The sequence below is a fragment of the uncultured Microscilla sp. genome, from assembly GCF_947493425.1.
GTDB lineage: Bacteria > Bacteroidota > Bacteroidia > Cytophagales > Microscillaceae > Microscilla.
Genome location: NZ_CANLRP010000082.1, coordinates 1 through 25,467, shown reverse-complemented (window position 1 = coordinate 25,467; position 25,467 = coordinate 1). Strand labels below are relative to the sequence as shown.

The window sequence follows — 25,467 nt, the reverse complement described above, 5'->3', positions numbered from 1 at the left end:
GAGGGGTGATTTTTCGCCTTGATACTTCGTTATTTTTATTGCCCGTAGCGCTGCTATGGGCGCAAAAAATAGCCTCGTCTCAAAACAAAACCTCTACCTCAAGAATGGTAATTTAATTTCTCACCATTCCTTATCCAGATTTTACTCATAAAAAAACCTTGAAAAAAAAGCGTGTTTTTTTCAAGGCTTGAGTTAACCCAGCATAAAGAAACTTGGGCAATGTAAATGTCAATTTTTACTGTAAAAATTGACAGTTATTACGAACACATCACTAAGTAATGCAGTCAAAATAACTTCCCCATTTTAACTGTATATTTTAGTCGCTATACATCGTTGAAAAATAGCCGAATAGCGCTGCTATTAGCCGATTTTTCGCCTTGTCTAGCGAAAAAATATTTACTTAAATTTGCTGACATTATTTCGGCAACATTACTAAGCAAGATAACTACTATTTAAACACCAGAAAGCGTTTGATGATTTTTTGTCCATTAGTTAAACTTATGTTGATTAGATAAGTTCCTTCTTTCAAACCTGAAGTATCATATGTTATTGTACCATCTTGTTGCGCAACAGCATTTATACTTCGTTGAAATACACCGTTTAGCGTGTAAACGCTTATATTTTGAACCTTTACTCCACCCAAATTTATCTTTAATGTGTTTTGAGCCGGGCTGGGGTACACCTGTATTTGTGCCTGAATATTCTTCGATGTTCTGCTTGTGGGAGTAGTAACCTTGATCTTTCGACTGGCTTTTACGTTGTTGGTTTCATCTATTTCTGGCTGTACATCATTGGCATCTGCCCAAAATAATAAGTAATAATCGCCGGCTGGAGTGTTTTCAGGAACGGTGATACCATAAACAGTATAGTAGCGGCTTGCTCCGCCGTTCAGTGCACTCATTTCTTTTTCGCCCAAAAATACAGCAGTAGAGTCGAAAGTGGTTTGTGCAGAAATGTAATACTTTAGAGTAGTAGCCACCGATTTTACAGTTCCCTGATTTTGAACCCTGCCATAAGCATAAGATATTTTTTTACCTGCTTGTACCCGACTAGGTGTACCTCCTATTGAGTTAACTATCAAATCGGTACTTTGAGGATCAACCACTACGTCTTTTTCTTTGACATACACAGCCTGAACAAAAGTGTTGTTTTCGTTGCTTTCAATAATATCATCTTTTTCATCAATTACTACAATGAAGTAATATGTGCCCGCTGTCAGTTCTTCGTTGATAGTGCCGCTTATACTCAATGATTTTTCACTTCTGAAAGGCATAGGTTTGGTAATATTTTTGCTGCTCCACGCCTGAAATACTGCGGATGAGTCAGGGTTAAGTACGGGCTCAGAAGAGAAATAGTAATTAAGCCTAAATCCTCGGTTGGTATAAGCATCTCCAATATTTTTGAGGTCAAAGTTTATCGCCAACCTGTCGCCTGCTACAACCGTGTCTTGTAAATGCAGATTTTCTATGGTCAAATCTGCCCAGATTGGTTCAGCGTTGGGAGTATTCAGAATAATTTTTTCGTTGATGTCAAACGTCCAGTCAAAACAGTTAGTCAAGTCATTAAGCGAGAACCAACCATCACAGGCACCCCCCCAACCCCAATTCATGTGAAAATATTCGTCATCACTGTAACCATCCACCAACCAGGTATGTCCACCCGCATCGTCGTAGCCTACATACACCACAGGGTATGATTTGTCTAGTGAAGCCTTCATCATATTTGCCCAATCCTGGTCGTTATAATCTGCCCGTGGAATAAGCCCTGTGTTGGCATACCCCCAATGCTGCTGCAGTCCTTCGGCTATGCGATGCTCATGCACACCTGTATTGCCTTGATCATAGTGTGCATTGAGTGATGCGCCTACATAAAGCATCAAGTCAGCTACATCTTTATTGGGGCTATTCAATACATTGGGCATTGCTTCCCAGTTATGTTCTTTTTGCTCAAGATCCAACCAATGTTTGGTCTGGCTTATTGATACTTTGTAGTAGTTTGTTCCCGTGGCTTTGGTAGGGGTACCGTGGTAACGCAAAAACTGAGAAATAGCTGTAGGTACACAACCCGTAGGGTAGTTGTTGGGTACAGCGTCGTTATAATACCCCATTTGGTTCCACTTGGTAGTAGTCAATGGTGCTACAATTACCTCAGAGGGAATTTCTTTGCTTTCCCTTGAGCTATGAAGCAACGTATTCCACTGTTTGGCGGTTGCTTGGGTAGCCTTTGCTTTTGAAGCTTTGATGCAAGCAATTTGTTTTTTGTACCGATTGAGTAAATAGCGAATTTCTGGACTTTCAAAGTTTTTAAAATCTTCGCCTCCAGTTTTACCGTGGGCCAATATTGCCGGAACACGTTTGTCGTTGGCAACAATCATAAATCCAGTGTTGTTTATTTGTAGTATATAAAACATCACCTGCCCTTGAGGGTTGAGCTCAGACCGAATGTTGGTAACTGTAAAATGAGCCTCTTGATTTTTTGTCCATAAATTGTTTGAATAATAGTTTTTAGCGACCAGTTTTGCTTCCTTTTCCGATACACTCTGCGCCCTTATTGTTGTACTTGCCAATAATAATATACTGCATAATAGTACAAAAATGTTTTTGCGTCTCATAAGTTTGATTTCAAATTTAACAAAAGTTTAAAATATTGTGGCAAGGTAGCAAACATCTTATGAATGCGTTAATTTTTACACTTGATTGGTAAATAGAGTATCAACACAAGATAATTTAGTATTTAAAATACACGAAATATTCGGGAGGGGATGGTCAAAAAAAACAAACAAGACCCTTTATCAATAAAAAAACAATCGTAGAATATTTATACACTTAAGTATTTTATTCATACAATACAGAAGGAGAAGGGTGAATGTTGGAAAGGAAGCATTGTTTGAATAAAAAATGTATTGAACCTCCTCTCTGAAAGGGTAAAGATTAAGAAAAACAAAGCATGAGTAAAACGCCTAATTAATTGAAGTTGCGAGGTACAAGCGTCAAGCGTCAGTTATATTCGTACCTGAAATATACAGATAATTGGAAGCTAAGCTTTTACAGTTTATATGCTGCAACTTGGGTTAATTAATGGGAAAGAGAGATCATTTCAGTTAAGGGATAAAGAAATAATTAATTCCCAGACTTTAAAAATTGGCATAGGTAGTAGTTGGACTAAAGTCAACTTGGCATTCCGCCTTAGTCTGTTACCGTTAAGAGTTTAAATTGCGGATTCGTCCCGGAGGGCAACGAATTACTGTTTGAGCGAAGCGAGTTTAATTCGTTGAGAATCTGCAATTTAAACTTAGGTAAAACAGACTACAGCGGTGGGCTTTTTTGCCTAAAGAAAATCCATGATCCCGAACTTGATTCGGGGAAATGAACGGATAAATGCCACTAAAGACCTGATGCTAATCAAGTACAAGGGTAAACTTGTGCCAAAAAACAAACTTGGGAAAGTAATTTTTTTATCATTCCTAAAGAAGTTTGAACGGTAAACTTTTGAAGGAACCGTTAAACTACCAATGAATCAGTTGATAGCAATTAAGATTTTCATAAAAGTTGATGCGAATGAAATTTGTAAGATTATTTCAATCATCATCTGTAGTTTTAACCGATTTACTAAGGAATTGTTCAAAAATAAATTTACACTCTGAGAGGTGATCTTTCGCCTTGATACTTCGTTATTTTTATTGCCCGTAGCGCTGCTATGGGCGCAAAAAATAGCCTCGTCTCAAAACAAAACTTCTACCTCAAGAATGGTAATTTAATTTCTCACCATTCCTAAGGTTGGCTATCCCTCCCAAAAAAAGCTCGGTAAAAAAACGCCCTGCTTCTTCTACAGTCAGCTCCTCATTTTGACCAAACAATTGAATCATTACCTCCAACCCACTGCCCACCATGGCATAACTTATCATTCGGTATTGTTGTGGGACAAGGTTTTGAAAGAAAGGGGCATTTTTTAAGTCGTTTTCCAGGTCTTTGTAAATAGAACTTAAGGAATTGCTGGCAAACAAGCTGTTACGGAAAGCGGCTTGGTTTTTAATAATGAGCGGGAGCACCAATGGCTGCAAAAGCACCTGAGCATATCCTATAAACGCGTCATATACAAACTCATAAGCAGTTTTGGCTCCTTGGCGCTGGGTTTTGAGCGTATCATTTACTCGTGTTACCAACTGATTGACCAGCTTGTCCCATATTTCGGCTTTACTCTTATAATAATTATAAAAAGTACCCCTTGCCAGTCCACTAGTCGCTACAATATCGCCTATAGTAGTAGTTTCCATGCCCTTGTGGGCAAAAAGGGTAATAGCTGCCTGCATAATAGCAGCGTCGTTTTGTTGCTTGTTTTGTAGTCTTTTGTTCATACTGTGATGTATTTTGGACACATACCAAAGAAAGGTAATAAAAAAAATGACAACCCTGTCATTTTATTGTATATTGTAAAAGTGACAAGGTTGTCATTTTTATAAATCTCCCAATTATTAAAAAAAAATAATGAGCCATCAAAAACGCATTTGTGTAATCGGTGCTGGACCTTCGGGCATTACAGCGCTTAAAAACCTGCTGGATGAGGGGCTGAACGCAGTAGCTTATGACAGAAACCAGGAAGTAGGAGGAAACTGGATCTTTAATGAAAATGAGAGTCATTCCAGTGTGTTTGAAACTACCCATATTATTAGTTCTAAAACTTTGTCTCAATATGAAGATTTTACCTTCGATGATTTTGACCCTGGTGTTGCCGACTACCCCTCACACGATGAACTAAGGCGCTACTTTCAGGCGTATGCCCACCACTTTGGTTTATACAACCATATAGAGTTTGACACAATGGTCAAGCATTGCGAACGCATAGACAATAACACCTGGCAAGTAACCATTGAGCAACAAGGGCAAACCCGCACCGAAGTATTCAGCGATTTGGTGGTGTGCAACGGACATCATTGGCAACCACGCTACCCTGACTATCCGGGCGAGTTTGCGGGTGAGTTTATTCACTCCCACAATTACAAAAAAGCGGATCCCTTCAGAGATAAAAAAGTATTGGTCATTGGTGGAGGCAATTCGGCGTGCGATGTAGCTGTAGAAACCAGCCGGGTGAGCGAGCACACCAGTATTAGCTGGCGCCGGGGGTATCGCATCATCCCTAAGTTTGTGATGGGAGTGCCCACCGATGTATTTGGGGCACGTACTTATTGGCTGCCTACTTGGTTACGCACCCGCCTGTCAGACTTGATGATTAGCCTAATGATTGGGGCAAACGAAAAATATGGGCTGCCTAAACCTACTACTCGGTTTGGGGCAACCCACCCTACAGTTAACAGTGAATTATTGTACAAAATCCGGCACGGTAAAGTAACGCCCAAAGGAGACATTGAACGGCTGGAGGGCAAAACAGTATATTTTAAAGATGGCAGCTTTGGTGAGTATGACACCATTATTGCCTGTACTGGTTTTGTATTGGTACATCCGTTTTTCAACAAAGACTTTATAGACTATAGCTCAGGTCCGGTGCCTTTGTACCTTAAAATGTTTCATGCCAACTACCAAAACCTTTATTTTATAGGCATGTTTCAACCACTGGGTTGCATCTGGCCAGGTGCCGAGCTACAAAGCAAATTGATGGCACGTGAGCTTGCCGGAAAATGGCAACGTCCTCAAAACATTGCCAAATTATGCGAACGTGAGGTGACCCATCCACACTACAGACAAATAGATACCCCACGACACACCATTACAGTAGACTACCACCGTTTTGTAAAAAGCCTGAAAAAACATTTGCCTAAAAACTATAAACAAAAGGAGGTTTTGCCCAGGCAACAAGTGTCTCAGGCTTTGTAACCACTACAAGGCTTCGAGCAGCTGTGCGGTACTCATTACTGTGGCAAATTCATCGCGCAGGTTTGCCAGGGTAGTAAGATGCAGCGTTTCTGCACTGTATTTTTCTCCATTAACTCCAACCCGATCAAAGGTAGCAGTAGCGTCGGCAATCAAATAGGTATGGTAACCCAAATTACCCGCCATACGGGTAGTGGTAGACACACAGTGGTTGGTAGTGAGCCCTACTATCACCACTGTATCAATGCCTTGCGCATCGAGTTGAGCCTGCAAGTTGGTGCCAATAAACGCACTATTGACCTTTTTTACAATCAACGACTCATTGGCTTCAGGCTTAAAGGCATCTTGCAGCTCAAAACCAGGGTGGGCAGGGTTGAGCAACGATTGGGGCTCAGTAGAGCTATGCTGAATAATAAAAACTGGTAAGTTGGCAGTACGCCAGGCTTTCAATATTTGGGCAGCTTTTTCTTCAGCATCGGGGTTGTTACGCGCACCTCCCCAATAAGCTATATCATCAAACCCTTTTTGAATATCTACCACCAACAAGGCAGGCCTTTTTTCTTTTAAAGTCATTTTTTATTTGAATTAATGTGTGTACACAAACCTAAGGAATTTAAGCGCATACCAAAAGGACATTTAGCGGACATAAACAGACAGTTGATAAACTCAGGGAGGTGTTTTATCGGCTAAAATGCCTGGTGGGTGAATTACTGCAAATGAAAACCATTATATTTCGTTATTTTTACTCATTATTACTTACTCATCAAAAACAGCATATTATGAGAAATACCCACCTATACTACTTGATAGCAAGCCTGTGTTTGCTCAGCTTTAACAGCCAGGCACAAGAATACACGAAGAAAGTATTGAACAAAGTTCCCGAACTTGAAGTAGGCAAAACCTATACTGGCAAAGATGTACGCCAAGCACAAAAGTTATTTCCTGAAGGAGCTGCCATTGGCGACCAAGTAGTATATCCGTTTGCCAAGTTGACAGGAAAGAGGGCTATTGTGATTTTTTATTACACCGCTGACCAAGGGGGAGAAATTATTTACTTAAGTGCTACTGCATTGCACAAAAAAAAGCTGCAACCCACCAATATTCAGCGTTATTTGTACACCCATGGCAAAATCAACAAAACAGTCTATACCAGTACTTTATCAAGAGACAAAAAAGGAGTAGTCTCTTTTCATGAAGTAGAAAATGGTCAACAAAAAACTACCCGTTACCGCATAGAGGGCAAGCGTTTTTTTATAGTATCTGATTGACTAACAAACAACATTTGTCTATTGAGTATTTATTCTTTGAAAACTCCATACTATCTAAAACAACCTTTGTCAGTTGTTAGGTTTTAACAAATAAAGTAGCTTTAAAGTATTTAAAAGGCTTTTTTGCTCACTTTTGTTACATGGTTTGACTTTAGCGAAATTTCTCTAAATGAGGATGTTTTGTATCGTTTTCATATTTTAGTGCGTATCTTTGGTAGGTTATTTAACTTATTTCGAAATAAGTTATCATAGCTATCAGGTTTTGCTTTTATCAAAGCAATAGTTATTGAACTCAACATGGGTTCATCATTTGATACTATAATATATACTAAATGAAGATGAATTATACATTCGAACTAAACAACAAAACGAACAAAGAGTCGTTAGCAGCCACTCAAACTTCCTCGGCAGACAACCAAAGTACGCCCATCTGCATGTCAGGTGCTGGCAACGAGGCTTTCTACTGTGGTTTATTAGATGATAATGGCGTTGAGTCGGACAAAAAGTAGATTTTAAAAAGTACATTATGTTTCCCCTTATTGTGGTTGTATGCAGTAAGGGGATTTTTTTTGATGACGATGACAGAAGAAAAAATATTTGTTTGGGTAGGTTTTTTTAATGATCAAAGAGATTTTGATCAGTACATAGCACAAACACCTGGTTTGGAACCAGACAAAGAAGTGGAAGATGACGAAGAAGCTGCCATGTCTCTTTTTTGTGAAGACATTGATTTGCCGCAATATGATGAAGCTTTTGCCAAGGGGATATTTTTGGCAGATCAACAGGAATTGCCCAAAGCATTAGCCAAACTTTTTCATAATCCAGCCTTAAGGCAAACAGTTGATACGGTGCTTCATCACCCCAACCGTCCTCCATTCAACGCTTTGCTATTGATCAACGCCCACGCCTCTACCCGCTATTATAGAGGAGGAGCACGTCCTGGCGCACCCATACGTTTTGTAGGGTGTTTTGAAGATTTATAAATACCTAGCCGTCATTTTAATCAGCTTAAAATGACGGCTAGTGCACTCCATATCGTGGGTTACTTTTTCGATTTTCTTTCTTTAAAATTATAAATTTTAAATTTGCCCAGACCCCATTTTTGCAAACGATAGGTAATAGATACCCTCAATACCCCAAAACCGTATTGCATACTACGCTTAAAGTTGATGCTACTGGCTTCTTCAAAGTATTTGGTGGGGCAGGTCACTTCTCCTATTTCAAAATCGGCATAAGTAATTTGTCCCAGCATTTCATTGTCAAACACAAAATCATCAGAGTTTACATCTAACGGAAGTTTTTCTAACACCTCACGACTAAATGCCCTATAGCCAGTATGGTATTCGGCCAGCTTTTGATTAAGCATGACGTTCTCGAAAAAGGTAAGAAAACGGTTGGCAATGTATTTATACACTGGCATTCCCCCACGCAATGCTCCTTTGCCCAAAATGCGAGACCCTAACATAACATCAAAAACCCCGCGTGCTATTGGGTACACCATTGCTTCTATCAACAAGGGGGTATATTGATAATCAGGATGTACCATTACCACAATATCGGCTCCTGTTTCCAGTGCGGTGGTATAGCAGGTTTTTTGGTTGCCACCATAGCCTTTGTTGCGTTCGTGCTTAATCACCTTTTCAATGCCCAGGCGTCTGGCTTCTTCAATGGTGTTATCAGGAGAGTTATCGTCTACCAAAATTACCTCGTCTACTATGTCAAAAGGAATCTCCTGATAGGTTTGTTCAAGGGTTGCGGCTGCATTGTAAGCCGGCATTACTACTACTACTTTCTTTTGATCTATCACTACAACTTTGCGTTTTTGAGAGCACAAAGAAAAAGGTTTTTCTGTTGAATGCCAACCTGTGTTTAGGTTTCTGCAATGTGACACTCCCCTAACCCTTCAGTTTTATACTTAAGCAAAGGTGTAATTGAACACCAGTTGGCAAAACCAGTGTTCAACATTTCTGATTATAACAGATTGTAGTGCTAGTTTACAGCTAAGTCAAAAGCTGTTATCGAGTAAAGATAGTTGCGTCAGCTGGACTCAGCCTTATTTTGTGGGCGTTAAGTTGAAAATCCCGAACTTGCCTTCGGGGAAATTTGTGAAATGAAGCCGTAAAAACAGATCACTGACCGAGGAACGAGGGAATGTTTGAGCTGTTTCGGCGAAATGAAACAAATTTTAGCTACCACAAAATACAGCTGCGGTGCTTGAACTCCGAACTTGATTCGGAGGGTTTTTGGTTACTTTTTGACCTGAAGCAAAAAGTAACGGCTCACAGATAAACGTATCACCGATTTTACTCAAATGATGGCTGAGCAAGGCAGCTTTTATCAGCACTGCAAAACGTTATAATCAGCAATATTTAAATAAAGTTAAGTAACGTGTTCGCCCCGTTTACGGGGTTTCGGGCGTAGCCCTCAACAATAACCCCGATAAGAAATCGGGGCTTTGAAGCTGTCCAATTTAGAATAAATTCAGACACCTATTTTGAACACGTTACTAAGGCTGTACTATTACCTTCCCCTTGGTTTTTCTATCCATCATATCCTGTAGAGCTTGGGGGGCTTGCTCTAATGAATACACTTTATCTATATAGGGTTTTAACTCTCCCTTCGTGTAATGGTTAATCAACGCCATCGTATTTTGCATATTCTTTTGGGGCGATCGCATCGCAAAACTTCCCCAAAACACCCCTACAATCTGGCAACCCTTGAGCAAAGGCAAATTTAAGGCTATTTGGGCAATACCCGCCGGAAACCCTACGACCAAAAAGCGTCCTTCCCAGGCAGTGGCACGCAAAGCCGCTTCGCTATAGTCGCCTCCTACCGGGTCGTACACCACATCGGCCCCTTGGCCATTGGTCAAGGCTTTTACCCGTTCTTTGAGGTTTTCCTGGGTATAATTAATGGTTTGGTCAGCACCATACTCTTTACACAAAGCCAGTTTTTCGTCGGTAGAAGCTGCCGCAATCACTTTAGCCCCCATTAGTTTGCCCAGTTCTATAGCTGCTAGTCCTACCCCACCCGAAGCTCCCAGCACAAGCAAGGTTTCACCCTCTTGCAAGTGAGCCCGATCTTTGAGCGCATGATAAGATGTACCATAAGCCATCATAAAAGCGGCGGCTACTTTAAAATCCATTGCAGCAGGCTTAGGAAACACGCCACTGGCGGGAGCGATTACCTCTTCGGCAAACCCACCGTGGGGTACTATGCCAAACACCTCTTGTCCGGGTTTTAGGTGTTTTACTTCTTCGCCTACCTCTTTTACTATGCCTGCTATGTCGCTGCCTGGCGAAAACGGCAACTCAGGTTTAAACTGATATAAGCCTTGTATAATAAGGGTATCAGGATAATTGACACTACAGGCTTTTACTTCAATTAATACTTCTTTTTTACCTGGCTTTTTGCTGGCTATATCTTCTACCACCAGTGCCGAAGGTAATCCTAGTTCTTTACAAAGTACCGCTTTCATTGAGATTGTTTTTGGAATAAGTTGATGAAGTTTATCACGATTTCACTGTTGTTTGCGAAGCCAAGAGCCCACCATAAGTCAAGGCTATTTCACGGTCGTTTTTTACTGTCTGGTATTCGGGCGACATTGCCAGATCTACAAAGTGTTGTACCGAAGGGTACTCCACTACAGCCACCATATCGGGTTGGTTGTCATCGCCACCAATGACGGTGTTTTGTACATATCCCGACCATATCACTTTGGCTTCAGCCTTAGCAAGCAGTGGTTGCATATTTTCAAAATAACGCCTGAAGGCATCTTGTCCACTCTCATTGCCTTGGTCAGTTTTTTCTTTAAACTTAAGAAGGTTGACCATTGCCACAGGAGTATCTTTAGGATAGTCTTTTATCAGCGCCTTTATTTGGTCTGCCGTAGCAGTAATTTGATTGGTTAATTGCATAATAATAATTAGAAGATTGTTTGGTAGCCGTGAGCTACAAATATATTTAAATCATTAATAATCAATAGTTTGCGAATTACTCATAGCCTTCAAAAGACGATTTGATGCCACTTTCGGCTGCTACCAGCCCAGGCAATAAATCAATCATTTTGTAATAAAAAGCCTGCCCTTTGGGGGTAAAATGAGGATAGTGTAACTCCAGCGACGCCCTGATCCCTTCTTGTACATCGGTATTCATGATTTCACGCTCTATCAGCCAGGAGTTGAGTACCGCCCAGGCATTGCGTGCCAACACATCGTATTGCCCCTGGTGCGACTCTGTTCTCATGTAGCCTTGTTCAACAGCAAGGTCTATTACATTGCGGTTAAAGCTAATTACATTCTGGATTCTTTTTTTATAGGCCTGCCTTATGTCAGGAAACAACTTCATTATTTCCAGCGTATCACGATAGAAAAAACGGAATTGAATTTGAAACCTTAAATAATCACGGGTAATACTCAAGGCATCAAAGGCTACTTCCAGGTGACTGTTTTCGAGGGTCATTCCCTCAAGGCATTGTTTCATATAGTCATACACTGCCTCCATCAATGCTTTTTTGGTAGAGAAATGATAAGTAAGGTTACCGGGGCTTATATGCGCAGCCGCCGCTATGTCGTGCACCCGTACATTACCCACTCCATGTTGGTTGAATAAATCTATTGCCGTCTGGATAATTTTCTTTTTGCTTTCTTTCATCTTCCTAAATCTTTTCCTGCAATGGATATTGTCAAAGTTATAAGCAATATCTGTATAACACAATATAATTAGTATTTTTATACTAAACGCTATACACGGGCAAAGCAAACAGCAAAATAATGGGATGTGCTGAATTACCCGATAATTAAATATTTAGCTATTTAAAATTATACATTGAACAGTGAAGTACACTCTCATTTTACAAAATTGTGGCTTGGCATGTTCCTTCCATCAAAAAATCCGTTAAAGATCAACATAGTATATATTTGAGTTTAACAGCTGATTTATCAGGCATTGGTAAATTGAAGATAATAACAGGGCGGTCATCCATAGTACCCCCTAACTTTTGACGAATGGTCAGGCACCTGGGAATAGCCAAAAAAACCTTTCGGTTTGAAGGTGATTTTTTCACCATTCCTTAGGCACATTCGATGAGTGTATTGTACGAAATGATGAAAAAAAAACATTGGCATGTCATTTTTACCTCTTGTATGCATTGTATTAGTAAAGGTTCAATAAGAAGATAGATGTTCGGAGAAGATTTCATCCAAAAAGTGAATAAGGAACTTTATCCTTTTATCAAAAAAATATTGGGAACATTCTGGGGATATACTGATATAAATAAGGACATTGAAGACGTATTGCAAAATTCATGGGAGAGTTTTTTTGTTAAATATAACGAAAAAGTAACCTCAGAAGATGAAGCTAGAGCTTTGATGTTTACTATAGCCAAAAACATGGCTTTTTATCATTATAGACACCAGAACAGAATGATGGTTAACCATTCTGTCAGTCACGAGTATGCCCCTACCATTCACCCTGATGAAACCTACGAACTATTTTTAGGCAAAGATATTAATATAATATTGGCTTACTTAAACGATCAACAGGCTTTTATTATGAGAGCGGCTATGCAACACGAAGATGTTCACAAGCAAGACAAAATTGTGGATATGATCGCAGGCGATTATAAGAAAAAGTTTGGTAAAAAATTGAACGTAGCTTCTTATCGGAAAATTAAAGAAAGGGCTCAAAAAAAGATCAAAATGATTGTGAGAGACGGCGATGTTTAATAGTAATCTGTAATGGAACGAAGAAGTAAATCTAATCATCAACCTATGGAAAAACATCCTTTTTATGCAAAAGATCAAATTGCTGCTTACCTCAAAGGTACCATGCCAGATGTGCAAATGGAAGCATTTGAAACTTTGCTGGACAATGACCCTTTTTTTGAAGCTATAGTAGAAGGAGCACGCCTGCAAAGAGTAGCCAAAAAAATGCTAAGCGAAGAACCTGAATTGCTCAAAGGATATGATCAAATGGCACACGATCAAATGTTGAGCAATATCAAAGCCAGTATGCAAAAAGCAACGTTGGTTACAAACAGTACAAAAACTACTGTAAAACCATTGCATACCAGATGGACCTGGAAAACCACAGCTGCTGCTGCTGCTGTATTGCTGATAGGCATGGGTACCTGGACTTATCAAAAAGTACAAAATAATGATTTACCTGGTGGCGAAGCACTGGCTACCAACTATGTGTCGGACAAAACACTGGTAGATGTAACCAAAATATCGGTAAAAGAGCCTAAACCGGAGATAAAAACACCCCCCAAGGCAATTACCGGGCACAATGAGTCTGTCATAAACCCTCAAACACTTGCCAGCAATAACAACCCTAAACCTGTGGTAACCAAGATTCCAGCAAAGGAAGTAACTGCCAAAACGCTTGCCAATGATTTAACCAAAGACAAAGAAATGCAACAGTTGATTGCGATCAACAAGCAAGAAATCAAATATTGGGAAGATGAGCTAAGCAATTACCAAACAAGCCGGGGTGCCGATGCGGTAAGCGTGATAAGCCCCATTACTGGCAACGACCTTGCCGCCAAAGAAGTGGTTTTTGAGGTGAAGTATGAAGGCAAAAGTACTTTGCTACTTACCATATACAATGCCCAATCTATGACCAAAGCAGTGGTGATGGAATTGCCCTTGAAAAAGGTAAAAGATAGCAAAACTATCAAGCATGTAATGAATGACCTCAAGAAAGGTACTTATTACTGGAAACTCACCAACGAAGAAGAAGAACTCTTTATTGGCAAGTTTAAAAAAGTAAAGTAATGACCAACTAAACAAGATTCTAATGCTTGATAAAACAAAAAATCGCAAAAGTTTGAGTAAACTCAAACTTTTGCGATTTTTTGTTCGGGTTATTTTTAATAAGTAGTGGTAGTAAGCAGTTAGCCATAAGTCCTTAGATACCGATGTATATCGGTGCTACAAGTAAGGAGTAACTCACTCATTATAAAGCTATTATACTACTCATTGAAGGCTTGCGACTTGTTGCTTAAACCTTGCTCCTCTTAAATTGATTTTAAAGCTGCCCTATGATCAGGAAACCTGCCCAATCGTGAGGACGCTTTAGGGGGTGAGTTTTGATGTACTCTTGTTTGGCAAGCTGTAGCGCCTTGCTAAAAGAATGTTTGCCTACTACCAGTTTTTTATAAAAGCTGATCATAAACTCGCTCGTAGGGCGGTCTTTTACCTTCCACAACGAATACATCACGTGGCGGGCACCCGCATACAAAAAGCTCCGGTTGAGCCCCATCATACCTTCGCCCCGTTCTATCTTGCCCGACCCCGACTCACAACTACTCAACACCACCAAATCGGCGTTGAGGCTCAAGGCGTAAATCTCGTTGGCGTATAGCTTGCCCTCGTTGTAGCTGTCTTTGCTTTTTGGGGTAGGCTCAAACTGAATATAGGCAAGTTCGGGTTGTTGGGCGTTGGTCACGCTATGGGTGGCCAGGTGGATATACTTGTACTGCTGCCCTATAGTTTTAAAGCTTTGCTCGGTGGCTTGGGTATGCAACACCGACTTTATCTGGTGGCGCCCGTTTTGCTTAAACACGTCGCTTATTTTATCAATTTCTTTTTCGGTGTAAGGCAACGCCTGAGGGGGTTGGTTGGCGCTTTCATCGCGGGTATTGCCTTGGCTGTTTTTGGTAAATACGGGTGCCATGCCCAAAAAATCGTTGCGTTGGGCGGGTTGCTTGCGCAACATTTTTTGTACCATGAGGTTGGCCGAATAATGATAAAAAAACTGGTATTTCTTAATCATAAAATCAAGCCCGGCAAACTGGGCGACCAGGTCTGGAGCTTTTTTGCTAATCAAGGGTTCAAACGGAACGCCCAACAATTTGCCATCGCAGATGACAATAATTTGGGTTTTGTTGCCCATATAGGGCTCAAGGGGTGCCATCAGGGTTTGGTAGGCTTGGTAAGACGCCTTGGCAAAATCTCCGGCGCGCTTACGGGTTTTGATACTACGACCGTATTTTCTAATAATGCCATGAAACGCTTTGCCCCCCGGCAAGGCCAACATTTTGGCTTGGGTTTTAGACACCGCAAAAGCGTATAGTTGATGAGGCGTGGTAAAGTACTCTACCAACAAAGCCTGGGCAGGCAACGATTGTTGGATGCGCTTCAGGCTCACCAAAGCGGTTTTGTACTTGAGTTGATAATAACTTGGGTAGTTTTTTTCCAAGGTTTGGGTCAATTGTTCATGTTGTTGGTTGAGGTCAAACAACTTGTTTTGGTAACGGTTGATTTTTACGCTGTCTTTGCGTGCCTGGGCATTAGCCAACTGTTTGGTATAATAAGCCAGGTTTACCTTGAGGTCTTGCTCTTGGTCTACCAGTTGTTGAGGCAAACCAAAGCGGGCGTTGGCTTCCTGCAGTGCTTCGCGCAAAATAGATGCCTTGTTGCGCTCTGAGAAGTGAAACGCTAATTGGGTATACAAAGCCTCTTTGTTTCTTTGCTGACGCATCAAACGGTAGCAAGTCACCAGGGCATTTTCGTATACCTCAGCCGATATTTTTGCCAGCATGAGCTTATCCTGGTGCCGCACATACTGCTGCCTGAATTTTTGGATCAACTCATCGCATAATTGATAAGTTTTGAGGGCAACTTCTAACGAGCCCGCATCGCCCTTTGCCACCAATACCGCCGCCTTGCCCCGCAGGGTTTCCATAAATAACCGTCCATTGTTGTACTCGTTAATGCCTGGAGTTACAGCAACATTGCTACTGTCTTTGAAAGTTTTGGAATTGTAACAAAGGGCTTTTTGGTAAGTGAGGAGGGCTTTTTGATGGTTTTTTTGGGTATGATACGCCTTTGCCATAAAATTATACAAATTGCTCAGGGCTTGATACTTTCTGCTTTTACTCCATATTTGTTGCGCCTTTTGGTAATGCTGAAGTGCTAGGTCATACTTTTTTTGCTTTTGGTATACATTGGCAAGTTGCAAGTTAGATGTAGCAACCAATGGATGTTGTTTAGAGTATTTCTTTTCTCTAAACAACAAAGTTTTCTTAAAGAATAACAGGGCTTTTTGATATTGTTCCAGATCACTATATACTAATCCTAATAGCTGATATGAGTTATTTATATGAGGGTGATTTTTAGGTAACACCTTTTTCCTGATAGCTAATGCCATTTGAGCAAACTTTAATGCCTTGCTTAATGTTCTTTTACGGCTACATACAATTGAAAGATTATTGTAAGTCGTTCCTAATAATATACTATCAGATGGTGCCTGTTTTAGAATAGAAATTGCTTCGTTCAAGTATTGCTCTGCTATGTTGAATGCTCCTATACCTTCATATGAATTACCTATATTGATATATAACTTTGTCGCACTCTTATATGAATTCTGTTTTATATATATATCAAGTGCTTTTAGGTCGTATTCAATTGCTTTTTTTGTATTTCCTTTCAATTCGTGTAGATAACCTAGTGAGGAAAATAGGAAGGAGGTAAAAGTTGAAGATTGATGATTTAACGTATCAATTATATTTTGTATTTTCTTAGCCTTTTTTTCAAAGGCATCAAGCTCTTGGGCTTGTATTAAATTAATAAGAATTTGTTTGTAATTAGCTAGATATTCATCCCATTTTTGGTTATGCCTGTAGTATTTATTAACTCTAACAAGATGTTTATTAGCTAATAAGTATTTTCTTTTTCTTACTAATGAATCTACTTTTTGCTGGTAGTTTATTGGCGATATTTGAGCTAAAACTCGTGTAACCTGCAAATAAGATGAAAGGATGAGTATTGTTATAAAGAGGGGTAAATGCCTCATACTTCTCCGGTTTTGTTTTTACCTAAGATTACGTAGGTAAAATAGGTATTGTTTAGATTTGAAAAAAAAGGAAGGTAAAAAGACCTTATTATAATAGATCAATGACTTACAAATTTACCCAAATAGAATGAGAAAAGAAAGTACCAAAAGTTAAAATTAACAGGGCTAATTATTAAAGACCCCATAAATAACTTTACCAGAACAATTAATGTTTAGTACTCTACCCGACGGTTTTTGATGCTTTTGAAGCAAATAAAATTTAAAAACTCATTTTCAGAGCTTTAAAAGCACTTTTTCGCATTTTTTTGATCAAAAATATTGAAAGTTAATGCATATATAAATTATTAACAATCAGCAAGTTGTAAAAACCGTCGGGTAGAGTAAATGTTTAGTTTTTATTCACTAGTAAAAGTTACTTATACATACATCTTGATTAAGTCGAATAAAAAAGCATCCAAATGAATTCATTTGGATGCTTTTAAGGTTTGCTTTCCATTTTCTGTTATAAAAGAGGTCTGTGTTTAGAAGGATGTGAACCTGTAGAACAAGCTAATACACAAATGAGGTTTTTAGGATCATTGCTATCAAACCTCCAGTTAGTTTGAATATAACCATCGTCTAATACTTTGGCTTCCTTGAGCTCTTGATTGCGATAAGGCTTAATTGTTTGGATGCGAGTAACCGGATCAGTAGTTTCAACTAACATCTCATCCTCGTTTATATCAAAGTGATCGTGGAGTAAGGATACCCCAAATTTATCAATGGCATTTCTTTTTCTCAATACTTCCCGCACCATCTGCAGGGTTTCGTGGTCTTCGTCGGTGAGTGGGTCTACTTCGTTGATGTCTTTGAGGGCGTGGTAGGCATTGGTTGTTTTGTTGGTGGCTCTAGTAATAGAAGCGTTGTTTTCAACAGTTGTTTCAGGAGCGTCAAGAGTCAAGGTATTTTGTCCAAGTAGCATAATTCAGTAATGTTTAAAATTGTAGAGTAATTATTTTCTTTTGTTGTTTTGCCTAGTTAGAGGGGCAACGGACAAAAGTGTGAGCACTTGGGGTGATTTTTTTTTAATATTTTTTTAAATTAAACCATAACTCATTGATAGACAGAAAAATAAAAACTCATATTTTTTTTGAAAAAATATGAGTTTTTATAATTAACTACCCAAAACAGGGGCAATTACTTCTTGAGCGGCTGTATTTTTCGCTCTTTATACGCCAGCGGAATGGTGTCTTTTGGGGTTACCATATAGTATTCACCTTGGTGGGGTCTGAACAACAAAAACAAACGACTACGTTGGGTCACCTGCCCATACACCCTTAAGGTATCTCTAAACTGATAGTATACTTCGGTGTGGTCTTTATTGGCATCGGGCAAACGATTATAAAAATACACCGGGCGGTAGGTAGTACGCACCCCAGCAGCTTTGCCAAACCCCATACCCCGTTCGGTAACAATTTCGGGCAACGAGTCGAGTTGGCTGCGCAAAGGCGACAAAGCGGGGGGTGCCTTCAAGGTTTTGCCTGGTGGGGTTTTACTACTGGCTTGTTTTTCTATTGCTGTTTTTGGCTGACTTGTTTTACCTGGTGAGGTAGCAGGCCGCTCTCCTGTACTGTTTGCCCGGAGCAAGTAAGTGCCTTCGGCAATGGGGTGTTGGGGCAAGGTAGCCAATTGACTGGCTTTAGCGGCTGTATTTTGATACCTTGCCGATAGCCACAGCCCACCGCTTAGCAAAGCTCCTACTGCTACCAATAACACAATCAGGTTTTTGAAGCCTTTTGTCCGTTTGCTTTGTTTAAAAGTGTCTTTCGCTGTTTTTTTAATAAAATCCTTATTGTCTTTGACCACCTCATCGAGCAAATCGTCCAGGTCTTGCATGGCAAAAGCAGCCTCAATGTGGGTGTTGATCTCTTGCTGTAGGGCTACATCATTACGCAAGGTAGTATCGCGCTTGAGCAATGCCTCAAACTTTTTGGTGTCTTGTTCCGACAAGCTACCTTCTATATATTGCTGGATCAATAGTTCGCGGTTCGTTTGATTAATCATTTCTTGGGTGTTTTAAAGTTGAATAGATGCTTCTAAGTTTTTTGATACATTTAGACGCTCGCTGTCTGATGGCATCCGGCGCCGATTTTTGCTCTTGGGCAATGTCTTTCCAGGAGGCATTAGAGTAATAGTATTCTTTGATCAATTGTTGGCACTTACTATCGAGCTTTACTATAGCTTGTTGCAAGGTGTCTACGTTTTCATCTTTCGACATGCTTTGTTGGTACATGTCCTGGCTTAGCTTGTGCTCTTGCCGGGGGCTAATGTCTCCGTAATGATAAGGAGATTCTTTTTGTTTTTTTGCCTTGTTCATCTGTACTCGTTGGGCAATGGTATAAAAGTAGGTGCTAAGCTTGCTCGATTGCAACGACCATTGTGGGTTTTGTAGGGTGCGATGCAATGCTATAAACGAATCGCGAAACAATTCGGTGGCATTTTGTTCGGTTTCGGCGGGCGACTTAGAGTAAGACAATACGATTTTGCACAAACTGGCAAAGTTCTGCTTCATCAACGCCTTGGTTGCATGGTTGCGTTGCAAAGAGTTGCCTCCCCGCAAACTGCTGATTATTTCCTGGTCTTTCATTTTAGTTGGACTTGTTTTGGTTTTAGAATAAATTAACTGGTGGGGTGTATTCCCTTTGACTGAGAAACCCCGCTGAAAAAAGTATGGTGCAATGCTTTTGAAGGTTCTATGAACACCGAACAATGTTATCGAATTTGTTTGTTTTCTGCGCTTTTGGCTTGCCATACGGTCAACTATCAGCACTAGGCTTTTTTGATAGTCCAACAAAAAATTCCCTCAAATTATGGTTGTTACAGTGTTTGATATCAATACTCCACAGCCTTGACAAGGTTCTAGGGACTAGGTGCAAGGTTCTAGGTATACCTTGTTCCCTAAGTAGCTACACTTTTTCTATCACGTTGATTTTTAGTAACTTATAAAAAGCGTAGTTAGAAGCGATTGTAGTCAAAGTTGATAACCCCTGATCAGTAGAGGATGAACTTAAAAGCTATGATTTACACTATTCATCAGGTAAACATTTCTCGCATCCGCTACTGACTATCGACTAAACGCTATGGACTATTATTACACAGCATTGAACTCGAACCAATGAAATTATTGCAAAGGTATTCAATAGTTATTCAACTTTGCGATAAATCATCCATCCAATGATGTTGTTTTTTTTTGTCTCTATGATAATATTTCGGTTTTTGTAGCTATAAAAATTACCTGGCAATTGGCTTGGTTTGCCCAATACCGCAGTCAGTTTTTTGACCGGGTCGCCAATCTTTACTCCCAACAACGACAGTTTACGATCGTTTTTTGGGGTAAAGCACACTTCATACACCAGCATTTCGGGTTGTTGGTCTTCGCTTAGGTGGGCTTCTTCGGTTTTTATTTTGATATAATGATACCCCGAAGGCAACACTTTTTGGGCAGGCCTTACTTCAAAATAGGGGCGCATCGCTATCACCGTTTTACTGGTTTTGAGCTGGGTAATATTAGCAAAAGCTTGGGTTTGTGGCTGAAAACCCGCTGCGTTCGGTGTAGCGTGCAACGTCTCTTTTTTTACTTCTTCTATCAAATCTGCCACCTCATACTCTTTCATTGCTTTTATCCTTGCCGAAAACTGCTCTTTTGCCTGAGGCACCAGTTTTTTATAAATGGCATAGTTACACCGGGCTATATAGTTGTTGGAGGCGGCAATGGCCGCCTTAAAATGTTGGGTAGCTTTAGGGTGATTATTGCGGTAGGCATACACCAGTGCCAACAACGAATGCGCTTGTGGGGGCAGTTGGCCGGTTTCGTTGGCAAGCTCAAGTAGGTTATCGGTAGCCGAGCCAAACTTGCGTTGCATGATCTGCAAACAAGCCAGGTTGATACGTGCTGTCTGGTAGTTTTTGCGAATACTCAATGCCTGGCGTAAAAGCGACTCCGATTTTTCAAATAGTTTGGGTAAGTTTACCTTGGGTTGTTCAGACCTGAGCGATGTGCTACCATCAAACTCAAAAGGAAACAAAAATATCCGTTGATACAATGGCTTTATCTGGGCAATTGTGCTCAAATAAGATACGGCAAGGTTATTACACATTTCGGCACTTTTAAAGTGTTTGTTAAAGATAAATTCCAGGCAATCAATCGATTTACCCAGCTTGCCTATAGCATACAAAAACTTGGCACTGTTAAACACCTCGCCCAGGTTAAAGTCTTGTATCTCTTTCACCTTTTGCAAGCCCAGTTTTTTGCGGGCTTCTTTGGCGGGGTAGTGGGCAATGTTTTCGTGGAGCTTATACACCTCATATATTTTGTCGAGCAAGCGGGCGTATAACTCAGGGCTTACCTTGTAGCCTGCCACGTGTGCATAAAAACAACCCCATTTATCGGCGTCTTTTTCGTGGGTTTTTATATCACTGGCATCTCCTGGCGAGTGTTTGAGGTAATGGTGTGCCATTTCGTGCCCCAGCACAAACGCCAGTACTACGGTAGAGTCTTTGCCAAACGAGCGGCTGATTTGAAACATTTGCTCATCTAATAATATTTGCGGTTTTTGGTAGTTGGTATAAAGTGCTGGCTGGTTGAGTTTCTTTCGTACTTTTAGCTCAGGCATCATACCATCGTTGCCAAAATAATAGGCAAGTGTATTTAACACTTTCTTTGCCTGTTGTGCTTGATTTTGAGTAACTTGGGCTTGAGCCTGAACATTGAATACCTGACCGAAAGCTATTGATAATAGCATAAGATTAAACACTAGTTTTTTCATAAACATTTTAATTTAAATATGAATTGGACTGTAACTATTTCTTGAAAATTGTTTGAATTTTCTGGCTGAAGTGCAATGACTGAGAGGGTAGTTAAATGGCAAAAGAGTGCTGGAAGCAAGGGGCTACTGTGGCCAAAAAGCCCATGGCTTGTATGCCGGGCTTATAGCAGGATAGCAAAATGACAACTTGTTTAAAACATAGTTTTATGGTACAAAATAAACGAGTTGCTTAAGCATATTCAAATATTAGAAAGCATCAGGATGATTTGAACTACAAAAAAGCATGTTAGGAAATGAAGAATACTTTTTGCAGCATTTGTCAGGCACACAAGACCACAAGTATATATAACCAGTGGCTATGGCAATAAAGTAGCTTTAGTAGTGGGTAAAATAGTAGATAGTTTATAAGGGTGTAGTTAGCTCATTTTTAGACTAACTAACCTTAGAACTACAATCCCTTACTTCTTATGAGTGGAGAAAGTTTACAAATACCAATCGATATTAAAATGTAACTATTAAAATACGCATAAAAAACCTGTTTTGGAACTCTAATGAAGCATTTCGCTCAAAATTTATAGTTGTATATTACTATTATGTTTACTTCTGCTATGTATGGTTTGAGGGCTTGCGCAAAAGTAAGTGTGGTGATTATTTAATAACTTTGTCAGAAATTACTTGTAAACCTTGAATAGTTAAACTGAAAATTTAGTTATGAGAAGAATCTATATAGCAGCACTTGCTTGCTTATTAGGCGCCAGTCTTTCGTCTTGTCTGGTGTCGAAGAAAAAATACGATGCTGAAGTGGCGGCTAAGAACAAGTTGATCAAAGAAAAAAAACGCTTGCAAACCGAGCGCAGAAAACTATTAGGGGAAGTAGCGAACCTAAAAAACGATACGACTCGTTTGGGCAAGGAGCTACGCGACCTGAACCGCAAGTATGCGTCATTGCGTGAGGCGAGCAACCTTACCACTACCCAACTACGCAAGCAGCTCAACGAACGCGAAAAAGAACTACAGCGTAAAGAACAACTACTTGCTAATCGTGAAGCTGTAGTACAAAAGCTAAAGGCGGCTATTGACCGTAAAGACAATTTGCTGAAAAACCTATTGGGTAAAGTGCGCAATGCGCTTAAGAACTTTAACCCTGACGAACTTACCGTAACGAGCAAGAATGGTAAAATATATGTATCGCTTGCCGAAAAACTGTTGTTTAAGTCAGGGCGTACCGATGTAGACCGTAAGGGTAAAAAGGCATTGGGTAAACTAGCGGAGGTGTTGAACAAAAATCAAGACATTGATATTCAGATAGAGGGGCATACAGACAGTATTCCTATTACTACGGCAAGGTTTCGCGACAACTGGGACTTGAGCGTATTGCGTGCCACCTCTATAGTACGCATTTTGGTTAAGGACTACGATGTAGACCCCAAAACCCTGACTCCCGCCGGTAGAGGTGAAACTTCTCCAGTGGCTTCGAACAAAAACAAAGAAGGCAGGGCAAAAAACCGCCGGATAGAAATTGTGCTTTCGCCCAAGTTAGATGAGCTGTTTAAGTTGTTAGACCAGGGTTGATCATACAGTGACTTTATTTAAAACAAAAAATCCTCTTGAACACGTGTTCAAGAGGATTTTTTGTTTTTTTTGATGGTTTGGCTGGCGCACGCGTCCCGCGTGTGCTCCTAACACATCAAGATCAAGTAACTCTAAGAGGTGCTTATTTTCAAAATAAAGTACTGTTTATCAACAACTTAATCCCTTCAAGCAAAAAATTAAGCTGACGCCAATGTGCAAGACAGAGCTGTGAACTACTGTTTTTAGTGATTGTATAAAATACGACTAACTTGCGCTCGATGAGCTTGCCAGGCTTTCTGGCGAATAGTAGGCTGAGGTGTTGATCGGAGCTTTTGACAAATTGTAGGCTCATAGCGTGGGTAATGCTCTAAATAATACTGTCCACAATAGGTACCCTTAGGAAGGATGGTTAAAGATAGAAAAGTACAAAACAATCCTACCAGAAATACACCTTTGAAAGCATCTTTTAACGATTGAATGAAGTCAAGCATTTTGAATAATAATTAATAAAAAATCCTCTTGCTTTATACTCAAGAGGATTTTTTTAGTTTAATAGCTGTTTACTACTTAACACAAAAAGGGGAGCATTTATTTTTTAATTGCTTAACAAAGCAAATTCTTTGGCAAAATAAGTCAAAATTACATCAGCTCCAGCGCGTTTAATGCTCAATAAACATTCTTGCATTGCCTGCGTACCATCCAACCACCCTTGTTGGTCGGCCGCCTTGATCATGGCATATTCGCCGCTTACGTTGTAAGCAGCTATAGGTAAGTCAAAGTCTTGTTTTAAAGTTCTGATAACATCTAAGTAAGGCAAGGCAGGTTTTACCATCAAAAAATCAGCGCCTTCCGATTCGTCCAACTCTGCTTCTATCAATGCTTCCCGACGATTGGCAGGGTCCATCTGGTAAGTTTTCTTATCACCAAACTTAGGAGCCGAATCTAGGGCATCTCGGAAAGGACCATAAAAAGCACTGGCGTACTTGGCAGTGTATGCCATAATAGACACTTCTTCAAAGCCCTCATCATCCAATGCCTCTCTTATAAACTCCACCCTGCCATCCATCATGTCTGAGGGTGCCACAATATCTGCCCCAGCTTTGGCCTGAGCCACCGCCATTTCGGCCAAAATCTCTAAGGTTTCATCATTCAGAATTTTACCATCCTGTACTATGCCATCGTGTCCGTCAGAGCTGTAAGGGTCCATGGCCACATCGGTTATAATGCAAGCATCTTCATAAGTAGCCTTGATATCGCTAATGGTTTGCAGGTATAAACCCTCTACATTGGTAGACTCGCTTGCCATTTTGTCTTTTTTATCTTCGGGCAAACTCGGGAAAATCGCAAAAGATTTGAGCCCCAACGCCATACATTCGCCTATTTCGGTCAGCAACAAATCAGGCGAATAACGATAAATACCTGGCATAGAAGCTACTTCGGCTTTTTCGTTTTCGCCTTCAATCACAAACAATGGAAAAATAAGATCTTCCACACTCACCCTGGTTTCTTGTACCATTTTTCGAATCACAGAGGATTTTCGGTTACGACGAGGTCTTTTGAACATAAGTGTTTTTGTTTTTTTATCTACAAGTCAATGGGTAGCAAAGTTAAAACTTAAACTTTTGTTGTGAAACAATTGAAGGTTTATAATAGCCTCCCTTTTTAGCAATAAGATTCAAGATAAGATACCTGTTGTGTTGTGCTACTTAATCACCATACATCGGCTAATCTTCCCCTTGGTTACTTCGTATACCACCACCAGCTCTACTACATCGTTGCCCAGGCGCCCACTAATGCGTTCGTGGTCAATCACCCGGTTGCCAATAACCGAGCGATGGATAAGCTCACTATGAAGCTTGGGCGAACTTTCAAACAGTTTTTGGTATACTTCTTTTACTTTAGCTTTGCCCTGTGCCAACACTTGGTCGCCCGGAAAACTAAGTAAGGTAGCGTTGTCGCTAAAAAGTGTCATAAAAGCATCAATATCGCGCTTGTTATAAGCGTCGAGCTGTTGTTGTACCACTTGGGCGGCGTTGGTTGTCATAGGGGTATTGTTGTTTGATTCTGTAGAGTTGCATCCTGCCAATAGTAGCAAACCTAAAAATAAAAAGAATGATTGATTTAACAATAGTCCATAGTATTTAGTCCATAGATACTATCTTAAAATTCAAGTTTTTTAATATAAATATTTCAATATTT

At 40.1% G+C, this 25,467-nt stretch carries 21 protein-coding genes; 7 read left to right on the top strand and 14 right to left on the bottom strand.

The genetic code is table 11. The features are described 5' to 3' along the window. Positions 1-448 precede the first annotated feature (448 nt). Together Q0954_RS19600 and Q0954_RS19595 are read right to left on the bottom strand one after the other, a co-directional pair. Complete coding sequence (locus tag Q0954_RS19600) at positions 449-2,611, bottom strand: C10 family peptidase (RefSeq protein ID WP_299459294.1); 2,163 nt, start codon at positions 2,609-2,611, stop codon at positions 449-451. 1,128 nt (positions 2,612-3,739) lie between these two features. After that, entirely contained in the window at positions 3,740-4,354 is a 615-nt protein-coding gene (locus Q0954_RS19595; protein WP_299459293.1) for a TetR/AcrR family transcriptional regulator, read from the bottom strand. 130 nt (positions 4,355-4,484) lie between these two features. On the opposite strand from Q0954_RS19595, the gene Q0954_RS19590 reads away from it, so the two are divergent. Then, positions 4,485-5,828, top strand: coding sequence for an NAD(P)-binding domain-containing protein (locus Q0954_RS19590; protein WP_299459292.1), 1,344 nt, complete (start codon positions 4,485-4,487; stop codon positions 5,826-5,828). Positions 5,829-5,831: 3 nt separating this feature from the next. Here the strand turns inward: Q0954_RS19590 and Q0954_RS19585 are convergent, their stop codons facing one another. Next, positions 5,832-6,398, bottom strand: coding sequence for a cysteine hydrolase family protein (locus Q0954_RS19585; RefSeq protein ID WP_299459291.1), 567 nt, complete (start codon positions 6,396-6,398; stop codon positions 5,832-5,834). Positions 6,399-6,604: 206 nt separating this feature from the next. Here Q0954_RS19585 and Q0954_RS19580 point away from each other — a divergent pair, with 206 nt between their 5' ends. The 3 genes from Q0954_RS19580 to Q0954_RS19570 all read left to right on the top strand — a co-directional run bounded on the left by Q0954_RS19580 (position 6,605) and on the right by Q0954_RS19570 (position 8,076). After that, positions 6,605-7,093, top strand: a complete 489-nt coding sequence (locus Q0954_RS19580) for a hypothetical protein (protein WP_299459290.1) — start codon at positions 6,605-6,607, stop codon at positions 7,091-7,093. 338 nt (positions 7,094-7,431) lie between these two features. After that, the gene (locus Q0954_RS19575; RefSeq protein WP_299459289.1) at positions 7,432-7,602 is read left to right on the top strand and encodes a hypothetical protein; all 171 of its coding nucleotides are present in this window, start codon (positions 7,432-7,434) and stop codon (positions 7,600-7,602) included. Between the two features lie 69 nt (positions 7,603-7,671). After that, positions 7,672-8,076 carry an immunity 22 family protein gene (locus tag Q0954_RS19570; protein WP_299459288.1) on the top strand — a complete coding sequence of 135 codons (405 nt, stop codon included), beginning with the start codon at positions 7,672-7,674 and terminating at the stop codon, positions 8,074-8,076. 59 nt (positions 8,077-8,135) lie between these two features. Here the strand turns inward: Q0954_RS19570 and Q0954_RS19565 are convergent, their stop codons facing one another. From Q0954_RS19565 to Q0954_RS19550, 4 genes are all read right to left on the bottom strand, one after another. Next, positions 8,136-8,900: a glycosyltransferase family 2 protein gene (locus Q0954_RS19565; protein ID WP_045115001.1), complete on the bottom strand. Its 765-nt coding sequence runs from the start codon at positions 8,898-8,900 to the stop codon at positions 8,136-8,138. A gap of 699 nt (positions 8,901-9,599) precedes the next feature. Next, positions 9,600-10,571, bottom strand: coding sequence for an NADPH:quinone oxidoreductase family protein (locus Q0954_RS19560; RefSeq protein ID WP_299459287.1), 972 nt, complete (start codon positions 10,569-10,571; stop codon positions 9,600-9,602). A gap of 34 nt (positions 10,572-10,605) precedes the next feature. After that, positions 10,606-11,010 (bottom strand): DUF1330 domain-containing protein, encoded by a 405-nt coding sequence (locus tag Q0954_RS19555; protein ID WP_299459286.1) that lies wholly within the window; start codon positions 11,008-11,010, stop codon positions 10,606-10,608. A 76-nt stretch (positions 11,011-11,086) separates the two neighbouring features. After that, a complete protein-coding gene (locus Q0954_RS19550; protein WP_299459285.1) occupies positions 11,087-11,746 on the bottom strand; it encodes a TetR/AcrR family transcriptional regulator in 660 nt (219 codons plus the stop codon). 554 nt (positions 11,747-12,300) lie between these two features. Between Q0954_RS19550 and Q0954_RS19545 the strand changes: the two genes are divergently transcribed. Both Q0954_RS19545 and Q0954_RS19540 read left to right on the top strand, forming a co-directional pair. After that, positions 12,301-12,819: a hypothetical protein gene (locus Q0954_RS19545; protein WP_299459284.1), complete on the top strand. Its 519-nt coding sequence runs from the start codon at positions 12,301-12,303 to the stop codon at positions 12,817-12,819. A gap of 12 nt (positions 12,820-12,831) precedes the next feature. Further along, positions 12,832-13,869 (top strand): hypothetical protein, encoded by a 1,038-nt coding sequence (locus Q0954_RS19540; RefSeq protein ID WP_299459283.1) that lies wholly within the window; start codon positions 12,832-12,834, stop codon positions 13,867-13,869. Between the two features lie 253 nt (positions 13,870-14,122). On the opposite strand, the gene Q0954_RS19535 is transcribed toward Q0954_RS19540, so the two are convergent. The 5 genes from Q0954_RS19535 to Q0954_RS19515 all read right to left on the bottom strand — a co-directional run bounded on the left by Q0954_RS19535 (position 14,123) and on the right by Q0954_RS19515 (position 21,672). Next, positions 14,123-16,891: a CHAT domain-containing protein gene (locus tag Q0954_RS19535; protein WP_299459282.1), complete on the bottom strand. Its 2,769-nt coding sequence runs from the start codon at positions 16,889-16,891 to the stop codon at positions 14,123-14,125. A 502-nt stretch (positions 16,892-17,393) separates the two neighbouring features. Beyond that, positions 17,394-17,852, bottom strand: a complete 459-nt coding sequence (locus tag Q0954_RS19530) for a hypothetical protein (protein ID WP_299459281.1) — start codon at positions 17,850-17,852, stop codon at positions 17,394-17,396. Positions 17,853-18,067: 215 nt separating this feature from the next. Then, positions 18,068-18,934, bottom strand: coding sequence for a hypothetical protein (locus Q0954_RS19525; protein ID WP_299459280.1), 867 nt, complete (start codon positions 18,932-18,934; stop codon positions 18,068-18,070). Next, a complete protein-coding gene (locus Q0954_RS19520) occupies positions 18,927-19,517 on the bottom strand; it encodes a sigma-70 family RNA polymerase sigma factor (protein ID WP_299459279.1) in 591 nt (196 codons plus the stop codon). The genes Q0954_RS19525 and Q0954_RS19520 overlap by 8 nt, the downstream gene beginning before the upstream one ends. Positions 19,518-20,073: 556 nt before the next feature. Further along, positions 20,074-21,672 (bottom strand): hypothetical protein, encoded by a 1,599-nt coding sequence (locus Q0954_RS19515; protein WP_299459278.1) that lies wholly within the window; start codon positions 21,670-21,672, stop codon positions 20,074-20,076. Between the two features lie 735 nt (positions 21,673-22,407). Here Q0954_RS19515 and Q0954_RS19510 point away from each other — a divergent pair. Further along, a complete protein-coding gene (locus tag Q0954_RS19510; protein ID WP_299459277.1) occupies positions 22,408-23,268 on the top strand; it encodes an OmpA family protein in 861 nt (286 codons plus the stop codon). 595 nt (positions 23,269-23,863) lie between these two features. On the opposite strand, the gene hemB is transcribed toward Q0954_RS19510, so the two are convergent. Together hemB and Q0954_RS19500 are read right to left on the bottom strand one after the other, a co-directional pair. Beyond that, complete coding sequence (gene hemB / locus Q0954_RS19505) at positions 23,864-24,832, bottom strand: porphobilinogen synthase (RefSeq protein WP_299459276.1); 969 nt, start codon at positions 24,830-24,832, stop codon at positions 23,864-23,866. Between the two features lie 138 nt (positions 24,833-24,970). Continuing rightward, a complete protein-coding gene (locus tag Q0954_RS19500) occupies positions 24,971-25,312 on the bottom strand; it encodes an SgcJ/EcaC family oxidoreductase (RefSeq protein ID WP_299459275.1) in 342 nt (113 codons plus the stop codon). Positions 25,313-25,467 lie beyond the last annotated feature (155 nt).